The organism is Nostoc sp. NMS4, assembly GCF_017115095.1.
Taxonomy (GTDB): Bacteria; Cyanobacteriota; Cyanobacteriia; order Cyanobacteriales; family Nostocaceae; genus Nostoc.
The window spans coordinates 1-9,512 of record NZ_JABXKI010000136.1; the positions used below are offsets into that span (position 1 = coordinate 1).

General features: G+C 44.6%; 5 protein-coding genes and 1 pseudogene. 2 read left to right on the plus strand and 4 right to left on the minus strand.

All coding sequences use genetic code 11. From position 1 onward, the window contains the following. The 3 genes and pseudogenes from HWQ37_RS10995 to HWQ37_RS11005 all read right to left on the minus strand — a co-directional run. Nucleotides 1-1,676 (minus strand): FAD-dependent oxidoreductase (locus HWQ37_RS10995; protein WP_292746891.1); only part of this gene is annotated, 1,676 nt, incomplete at its 3' end. A gap of 843 nt (nucleotides 1,677-2,519) precedes the next feature. After that, nucleotides 2,520-6,533 (minus strand): DUF4912 domain-containing protein, encoded by a 4,014-nt coding sequence (locus HWQ37_RS11000; protein WP_292746894.1) that lies wholly within the window; start codon nucleotides 6,531-6,533, stop codon nucleotides 2,520-2,522. 307 nt (nucleotides 6,534-6,840) lie between these two features. Beyond that, nucleotides 6,841-7,242, minus strand: a pseudogene (locus HWQ37_RS11005) (precorrin-8X methylmutase); the annotation flags it as partial. A gap of 114 nt (nucleotides 7,243-7,356) precedes the next feature. Between HWQ37_RS11005 and HWQ37_RS11010 the strand changes: the two are divergent. Continuing rightward, nucleotides 7,357-8,292, plus strand: coding sequence for an alpha/beta fold hydrolase (locus HWQ37_RS11010; RefSeq protein WP_292746900.1), 936 nt, complete (start codon nucleotides 7,357-7,359; stop codon nucleotides 8,290-8,292). Between the two features lie 53 nt (nucleotides 8,293-8,345). On the opposite strand, the gene HWQ37_RS11015 is transcribed toward HWQ37_RS11010, so the two are convergent. After that, nucleotides 8,346-8,711, minus strand: a complete 366-nt coding sequence (locus tag HWQ37_RS11015) for a BON domain-containing protein (protein ID WP_292746897.1) — start codon at nucleotides 8,709-8,711, stop codon at nucleotides 8,346-8,348. Nucleotides 8,712-8,981: 270 nt separating this feature from the next. Here HWQ37_RS11015 and ilvN point away from each other — a divergent pair, with 270 nt between their 5' ends. After that, nucleotides 8,982-9,500, plus strand: coding sequence for an acetolactate synthase small subunit (gene ilvN, locus HWQ37_RS11020; RefSeq protein ID WP_069069184.1), 519 nt, complete (start codon nucleotides 8,982-8,984; stop codon nucleotides 9,498-9,500). Nucleotides 9,501-9,512: the final 12 nt, after the last annotated feature.

Consider the following 9,512-nt stretch of genomic DNA (forward strand, 5'->3'; position numbering starts at 1 on the left):
GGACTATTCACCATGCAAGGATGGAAATCTATGGCGTAGTGACCAATACCCACAGCATCGGGAAAGATGGTAGAACGAGTCCGTCGCATTGCTTTGTCTGGTGGAACTTTACCGTCAATTACTGATATTGCTTCTAAACCCGCAACAGCTGCTCGTAGCCGACGATACATATCTGCTGGCAGAGTCTTTGAGTAATACTCATCATTATAATCTCGGCGGGAAATATCAATTTCCCCAATATTAAAACCTCCGGCTTGTCCCCAACTGGGGCGGCCAATGATCCGCCGTCCTTCTCGCATATAGGGATATTTTGATAAACCATGCACTGTCCCCATTGGCGAATTTAAACCAGTAACAAAGCGGTTATTAGTTTGCTGCTGCTTGACACCATCCCCTAGTTGAGAATCTGTAGTCCCTGCTACCAACCAGTAATAGAAAGATAGGGCGTTTTCCTCAGCCTTGCGGAGGGTTTCTGTCCGCAGTCCTCCCATCCAACCCCCAGGCTCTAACTGTCCAGTACTTTGTAACTGTTGGCGAGTATAAATTAAATTATCTTGGGCTGTTCCGGGGCGGTAGTCGTTGCCCCAAGTCCAGTTTTGCATAGAGATATCCCCTGGTGTCGCCGCATTAAAACTTACACCGCCAAATTTTGCTGGTTTCCCTTTCTTGGGACTCCAAATGCGACGATAGGTAAAAACTAAATCAAAGTTAGCCAGTCGCTTCAATTCATAACTGAAATATGGCGCATATTCTGGATAAAATGCTGGCATTGTCTGCGGTTGCGGTTCCTTGGTGGCCTCCATTGCAAAGGTGTAGGTAAAGCCTTGAGGACAATAAGGGTCGTTGTTGGTGCTAGAAGCAGAAGGTTCTAGGTAAGAACGGGCATCAATACCTAATCGGTAAGGAACATCAGCAAGGGCAATAATTTCACCGGTTTCGCTAGCGTCTACGACATACCATTTAGGAGCATCCTCTTTTGCTGCTTTGGGGATGAAACGGAGAATCGTTTTAGTAAACCGAGATGAGTTTTCGTAGCTATAAGCATCTTCAATACTTTGAGATAAAGTAAAAGTATTGAGAGGTGGTGCGCCTTTTGGTGGTTGATGTTGAATTGCGATCGCACTATTAATTATTTTGCCATCAGCAGCGATTTCCAAATCCTTAATTACTGTATTCGGAAACCATTGCAACTTCCCTTTCCCCTGCTTTTCGGCATCTTTAAGCATCTGGGTTAAAATAGTGTGAGCATCGCGGGGAAGAAAACACGATTCACTTACCCAGCAGTCACCTGGGTTAAGCTTACCGTATTTCCGCCCAATGCGTTTTCGCAATTCCAGATAGCCGCGAGAATAGAATTTGAGAGTTCGTTGAGTTGGGCGTTCATCTAACGCAGATGTCCCTTGAGCAGAAATTTGTCCTCCCAGCCAGTCTGTAATTTCTGTGAGACAAACTGTTCGCCCTGCTAGCAATCCCTCGTAAGCTGTGGCGACACCAGAAAGTCCACCACCTACAACTAAAATTTCGCAATTTACACTTTTGTCTGGGGTTCTTGGTGGCGCAGCGTTCGTCGAAGACGTTGGCGCAGCCATCGCCTCATCAAATATAACTACGCTAGAGATTAAATTGAGACAGATCAGCGATGTTAAGCTAAAAGCTACTTTGTGTCTATGATTCATAGTAAAAAAAAACACTCCAAATCCTGTGTCACCTTGTAGACGTTAGCATTTAGGAAATGTCTAACTCAAGCAATTTCTCTAGAGCAACAGATACCCAATGCTAAGTTTTTGTTAAAAACTTGACAATTTTAAGTAATATATTTTACTTTTAAAAAGTGTGTTGAAGCTCATCGACGCATCTCGCCCGAACCTTGAAAACCGCATAACTTCGTTGAGATGCGTCGATGCCTTATGCAGTAAGGTTTTCAGGCTGCAAAATGGAGAGATTTGGAAAGGTTTTTTCCGGTTTTCCAGAGGTGCGTCGATTGAAGGGTTCTAAACCCGCTCCTAGTAAGGTTTCCAAAAGGTAACTCTTTACATAACCACTTCCCCTAACGGGGATGAAAACTAAACATTATCCAACGTATGTGGTTGATAATCATGCTTTACATAACCACTTCCCCTAACGGGGATGAAAACTTTTGCTGAACAGTAGCCTTTTGTTGAGGTTTAAACACTTTACATAACCACTTCCCCTAACGGGGATGGAAACGACACACAGCAAATTGATAGAACAACGAAAAATTGGCTTTACATAACCACTTCCCCTAACGGGGATGGAAACACTTTATTGCATCGGTTAATGCCAGTATTAACCGAACTTTACATAACCACTTCCCCTAACGGGGATGGAAACAGGGGACCGTATTTGAATAAACAAACCTTGTTGCCACTTTCCATAACCACTTCCCCTAACGGGGATGAAAACGAAAGTTAGCGGAAAAATTGACATAATAAAATCCCCCCTTTCTAATACTCCCTAAAAAGGGAGAATCAGGTTAGAGGGGATAACTCAGGATAATGTTAGCTTTCGGAAGTTTCCTGAGAGAACTTCTTATGGATAGTTCTTGTGGATTCCCCATCAGCAGCTACTGTTATGAGATAATCCATTAAACCATCTGAAAAGGGAAGACGTAGGTGGAAAGTACCATCGGGTTTGATTTTGATGGCATGACCACCAATGTTTACGTTGGTATTTGGTTGAGTTGCTCCGTGAATAATTAACTCAGCATCAGCCACAAACCAGAAATCTCCGTGGGGACGACTGAATACCCGGACGTTAGCAGAACGGGCGATGAGTAACCAACGCTCGCCATCAGCAATATAGCCAATTTCCACCATGTAATCACGATCGCTAACAGGAATCGCCACAAAGCGATCGCGTGCTACTTCTTCAGATTCATACTGCTGGACAAGCTGGGGACTTTGATAACTTAAGTCAATGCCGGTGACATCATAGAGCCGCACTACTAATTGGGAACCGCCTTGTTGATGCAATGCTTCCGCCTGAGCTTTGGAAATGTGCCAAGAGACATAAGCCCATTTGGGAGTGCGGGGTGTGAGGACAACACTGCTTTCTTCTTGGGGAGTTTCTTCTTCTACATTTGCCAAGCCAATAGCTGTTTCACTTACTAAAGCTACATTTTCAACGGTAGAATCTGTAGGTACTGGAGTGAAGATATGAACGATCGCAGAACGGGCGATGAATAACCAGCGTAGTTTACCGTCGTAGACATCGCCATCAGCGACATAGCCAATTTCAGCTATGTAGTCGCGATCGCTGATGGGAATTTCTACGAAGCGATCGTGTGCTGTCTCTTCGCATTCATACTGCTGTACCAACTGCGGATTTTGATAACTCAAATCTATTCCAGTCACATCATAAAGCCGCACTACCAATTGGGAGCCGCCTTGTTGTTGCAGCGCTGCTTTCTTAGCTGCGGAAATCTCCCAAGAGACATCAGCCCATTGGGAAGTGCGGGGTGTGAGGACAATACTGCTTTGTTCTTCGATATCTACCAAATCAACGGCTGTTTTATCTGCGATTGCGACATCATCAACTATGGGATCTGGATTTACGGGATCTGGATTTACGGGATCTGGATTTACGGGATCTGGATTCACAGGACTGAAGACACGAACGATCGCAGAACGGGCGATGAATAACCAATGTTCGCCATAAGCGATATAGCCAATTTCAGCTAGGTAATCGCGATCGTTGACGGGAATTTCTACAAAGCGATCGTGTGCTGTCTCTCCACATTCATACTGTTGTACCAACTGCGGACTTTGATAACTCAAGTCAATGCCAGTCACATCATACAGCCGCGCTACCAATTGAGAGCCGCCTTGTTGCCACAGTTCTGCTTTCTTGGCTGCGGAAATCTCCCAAGATATATGAGCCGATGTATAAGTATGTGGTGTGAGGGTAATACTGCTTTCATCTTGAGTATCTACCAAATCAACAGCTGTTTGATTTGCGATCGCCACATCATCAACTATCGGATCTGGATTCACAGGACTGAAAACCCGAACGATCGCAGAACGGGCGATGAATAACCACTGCTCGCCATCAGCGATATAGCCAATTTCAGCTATGTAGTCGCGATCGCTGCGGGGAATTTCTATCAATCCGTCGGTTGCTGTTTCCTCAGATTCATACTGCTTTACTAACTGGGGAGTTTGATAACTCAAATCAATGCCAGTCACATCATACAGTCGTACTATGAATTGAGAGCCACCTTGTTGCCGCAGTGCTGCTTTCTTGGCTTCGGAAACCTGCCAATAGACATCAGCCGATGTATGCGTATCTGGTATGAGTACAATACTGCTTTCTTCATCGGCATCTACCAAACCAATAGCTGTTTCGGCTGCTATCGTCTCATTGTCAACTGTAGTATCAGTTTCCCCTTGAGCATCCGATCCGAGAGTGGTAGCCCAAGCACCAACTCCGGCGGTTGCTGCTAAAGCTGCGGCTGCGGCCAAATCTGTGGAGTTACTTTCAGCAACACCTTCCCCAAGAGTCGGCTCGGCTGCGTCTGCTACCACATTCAATGTATCTTCACTCAATAAATCTTCTGAAAATTCTGGTAAATTGAGCAGTGAGGATGTTTCTGTCGCTGATGGTTCGACATCATTTGCTACTTCGCCAGACTCAGCTAAGGGCAATTCATCAACTAACGCTGTATCTTCAGTTGAGGTGATACTCTCTAGCCAGTTCAATTCTGCCTGAAGTTCATCATCTGCCTCATCTTCACTAATTGCAGTATCCCAATAGCCAAAATCAGATGTTATTTCTGGCACATCTGGTAATTCTGGGAGTGAGGCTGTCACTTCCGATGAAGGCAGTTCCACATCAGATACATCTTCGGAAATACTACCCAGATGAGGATATAAAGAAGTATTTACTACAGCCGCCGGAGCTTCTGTATCCCATGCAACATCATCAGACTCAGGAGTATTTGTCTCCGTATAATTATTTAGCTCATGTGTCTCATCAATTGCATCTGTTTCTTTGTTATTAAAGGTAGACCAGGTAGCCGTGCCGATGCCTGTTGCGATCGCCGCACCACCTAAAGCTGCGGCTCCTAAGTTGTTATTTTCCGATCCATTAGCTACGCTCGATGTCGTGCCTTCATAGAGATTAGAAGTACCATTACTTGTCTCTTGTACTAAATTTTCTGTCCCCTGAGTAGCATTTGGATTCAGGTCAGAGTGTGTTTGAGCATAGATGTTGAAAGGAGTGCGATCGGGGGTTTCTTGCTCTGCAAAGTGTGGTACTGCTTGCTCCTCATGCATCGCTCCATTCAGCGAGGAAACTGTGCTAGCATCGAGCGCCGCCGTTTCTCCATTGGCTGGATGAGGATGGGATTCTGGTAAGTTGTCTGTTTTCTCAGTGGAAGATGGGCGTTTTCCTAGAATCCACCATAGTAGAGATCCACCTACAGTAATCAAAAATACAGGTAGCAGTAACCACAATGGTGTTTCTTTATTTACAATTGGGCTACTTTGTTGTGCAGGAGCAGCCACAAAGGGTTGTTCGCCAAATACAGAACTCGTGGCACTAGGGGAAGGCGTAGGCGCTGGTGTCGTCTGGACACTTGGGGAAGCCGTAACAGCAGGTTGTAATACGCTGGCTGCGATCGCCTCGGCTTCGGCGATTATACCTTGTTCTATAGCCTTTTGTCCTGGGGGTGCTAGGGTAAAGCCAAGAAAATCTACTGTGGTTAAACTCTGATTTTTTTTGTAAACGTAAACTAAAGGTTGCGAGAAGGGATATTTAGCATCATCTGGTAAGGCTTGATGTAATTGCAGAACTCGCACACCTTTCAACTTCGACACTTGACTAGCTAACACATAGCTGATACCGTCTTTGCCCAGTTGTTTAATGATTTCTGCGGTATTATCTTCGGTTATTTGGGTAGCATTGGCCCCTGTAGCAAATTCAGCATTTTTGAAAGCTGGATAAGTCCGAAAAGTATTGCGAGTTTCACTCGTGTTCGGGCGATCGATTAACCGAATCTTCCCTGAAGATCCTCCCAGTTGTGACCAATTTGTAATTTGTCCCCGGAAAATCCGGGCGAATTGCCTACTAGTCAAGCTTCCTTTAAAAGGATTATCTGCACCAACCACGATCGCAATCTTCTCACGGCGCAAGCGAACTTGCTCTAGTCCTTGGGCTTTTTCTGCTGGTGTCAAACCACGCCCCATTGCTACTATGTCGATTTTGCCATCTAGCAACTCTTTTAGCGCTGTCTCAGTGCCATTAGTAGCAACTTCGACTTTTTTACCAGTAAACTGTTTTTCAAAACTTTCTTTCAGGCTTTGGTTGATTGCACTCAAGCTACTAGAACCGTCAATCCGCACTATCGATTTATTCTGCACTGTTTGCGGCAGTGGCGAAGAGGTAGCTTCAGGTGTAGATTGTGCCAGCATCGGCGCTGATAATACCAGAGATGCTGCCATCGGGGTTGTAGCTAAGGCAACCCATAGTATCAGCCTGACTATCGAAGTATCTTTTTTTTCTTGTTGCCACATAAGCCCCTTAATTAAAGTAAAAAATAGAAAGCCTGTCAGTCCTAAATCGCGATCTTTTTAAAGATTATGGAGGAGACGGGCTAATTATACATCTGAGTTATCTTTAGTTCTAATTACTTCAAAGCACTTATGCTTATTTATACTTCGCTGTAGCTTGGATAGCATGATAATTTATACTCTAATTGCTAAAGTCTGTTTACTATAAATTTTTCTAAGTTAGATTGCAACTTATACCAAGTTGGCAGTTTATGGCCACAATTATGATTTATTGAATTACTAAAACTGGTAAAGCGTAGCAAATTCAATATTATTTAACAATAAATATTATTTCAGCACTCAGCACTTTGCTATAACAATGACAATCTGGCTTATCAATCAATGACTCAACCAAAGCATTTAAGGCAGTCGCAGCTAATGCGCCACCTCCCAAAGTCCCTTCAACTGTAATAAAAGGTATCTCTTGTTGCATCAGTTGTCGCTTGGCTGCGGGAGCATGGCTAAAGCCAATGGGCATTCCAATCACTAACGCAGGTTGAATTTTTTGGTTAGCGTTGGCGTAGCCCGTCGTAGACATCGCTTCACAAGCTTCCAGAAGTACTGAGGGAGCATAACCAACTACCAGCACACATCCATTACTTACTTCCTGCAATTTTTCTCGCCATTCCCGATGTTGCCAAAAGGCGAGTTCTGCTTCTGTGGCGGTGGTAATAACTTATAAAAGAAAGCAGGAGGTAGGGGCAGGGGAAGAAAAACTATGATTATTTACCAATGCCCAATGCCCAATTCTTATAATAATTTCAGTACTGATAAATCGGAGGTAAGTGTGACCACTACGGTACACTGGCAGGAACGGGTTGGTAATCAAAGAGATTGGATTTGGCGTGGCTGGCAAACCCGCTACACTTACATTCGCCCTCGCCAAAATCACCACAATACAACACCGCTAATTTTGTTACATGGCTTTGGTGCTTCCATTGGTCATTGGCGACATAATTTAGAAGTGTTGAGCGAGCATCACACAGTTTACGCCATAGATATGTTGGGTTTTGGCGCTTCTGAAAAAGCCGCAGCTAATTACAGCATCGAACTTTGGGTTGAACAAGTTTACGATTTCTGGAAAACATTTATCCGTCAACCAGCGATATTAATAGGCAATTCCAACGGTTCACTGATATCTATGGCCGCCGCCGCCAGTCACCCCGATATGGTGCTGGGTATGGTGATGATGAGTTTACCCGACCCGTCATTAGAACAAGAAGCAATTCCTCCTGTGCTGCGTCCACTCGTGACAGCAATTAAAAATGTTGTTGCTTCGCCGTTGATACTTAAACCTGTATTTAACTTCGTGCGCCGTCCTGGGGTGCTGCGTCGCTGGGCTAGTATCGCCTACGCTAACCCAGAGGCGATTACCGATGAACTCATCGAAATTTTAGCAGGGCCTCCCCAAGACCGGGGTTCTGCCAGGGCTTTTAGTGCTTTGTTCAAAGCTGCGATCGGAATTAATTTTAGTCCTAGTGTCAAGATAGTTTTACCAACCTTAACAATTCCCATGCTTTTAATTTGGGGACAAAAAGACCGATTTGTGCCGCCAGCCCTGGCTAGCCAATTTGCCCAGTATAACGAGAGGTTGGAACTGCTGAATCTGGAGGGTGTAGGGCATTGTCCCCACGATGAATGTCCAGAAGAAGTTAACCAAGCGATTTTAGATTGGATTGAGAGATGGGTTGGCGTAGGCGTAGCCCGCCGCACGCATCGCTAACAGTTGGCTGTTCCCTAAATGTTATGGTTTGGGTGCGATCGCATCAGCACTAACTAGTCAATCGTCGCTTGGCTAGTATCAACATCTGTAGCACCATTCACAGAACGCGCCACAGAATCCATTTTATTAAGAACTTCTTGACTGGGAACTTTCCCTTTTAACACCACAGTGCTACCTGTTTGAGCAACCCAAAGGGTATTAACATCATCGAGATCGGGATCTTCATCAAATGCCAACGCTACCCGTTTTGCTAAACCACTCTGATCGTATTCTCCGCTTAATCCTAGACGTTCTGGGGGTATTGATTGCGTAGCAGTAGCGACATCACTACTAGGAGCTTGCTGTACAGCCTGTGGAGCCGGATTTACTTCTGCATTTTCAGGTTTTTCCATTCCAAACAATCTTTGTAACCAACCCATAAAAACTTTTCTCCTATTAGAGGCTCATCAAACCTGAGTATAAAAGCTTTACAACAAATGCTGCATCTGTCAACAAAAAGATATACATTCAATGAAATTTTTGCTTGCAGTATGATTTCTCAACAATTTCTCGATTGAGAATGCAATGAGTGCAACGCTTAAGTTTACAATAAGAGGTCGCACTAAATTTTCAGTGCGGTAGTAGGTCTAGCATTGCCCTTAGCTAGTGTCTGCGTTACTCAATTCCTGCTCTAGCCTCTGTTGGCGAAGATGAAACATACCCTTTCAGTTCTCGTAGAAGATGAGGCGGGTGTTCTTTCCCGCATTTCTGGTTTATTTGCACGTCGCGGCTTTAATATTGAAAGCCTTGCTGTTGGCCCTGCTGAACAAGGAGGAGTCTCCCGAATTACAATGGTTGTGCCTGGTGACGATCGCGTGATCGAGCAACTCACCAAGCAACTGTACAAGTTAGTCAATGTCCTAAAAGTCCAGGATATTACCGAAACTCCTTGTGTCGAGCGGGAATTGATGCTTTTGAAGGTGAATGCTAGTAGCAGCAATCGCTCAGAAGTAATCGAACTGTCTCAAATTTTCCGGGCGCGAGTCGTGGACGTGGCGGAAGATTCTCTCACCTTAGAAGTTGTGGGAGATCCAGGTAAAATGGTAGCGATCGTCCAAGTATTGCAAAAATTTGGTTTGAAAGAAATCGCCCGTACTGGCAAAATTGCTCTAACTCGTGAGTCAGGCGTGAATACCGAGTTACTCAAATCTTTGGAAGCAAAGGTTTAGTTGGGAATTTAA

What these genes read in the sequence shown, in the direction of transcription:
- HWQ37_RS11000 (WP_292746894.1), bottom strand. Translation starts at nt 6,533, where the DNA reads ATGTGGCAACAAGAAAAAAAAGATACTTCGATAGTCAGGCTGATACTA.
- HWQ37_RS11015 (WP_292746897.1), bottom strand. Translation starts at nt 8,711, where the DNA reads ATGGGTTGGTTACAAAGATTGTTTGGAATGGAAAAACCTGAAAATGCA.
- ilvN (WP_069069184.1), top strand. Translation starts at nt 8,982, where the DNA reads ATGAAACATACCCTTTCAGTTCTCGTAGAAGATGAGGCGGGTGTTCTT.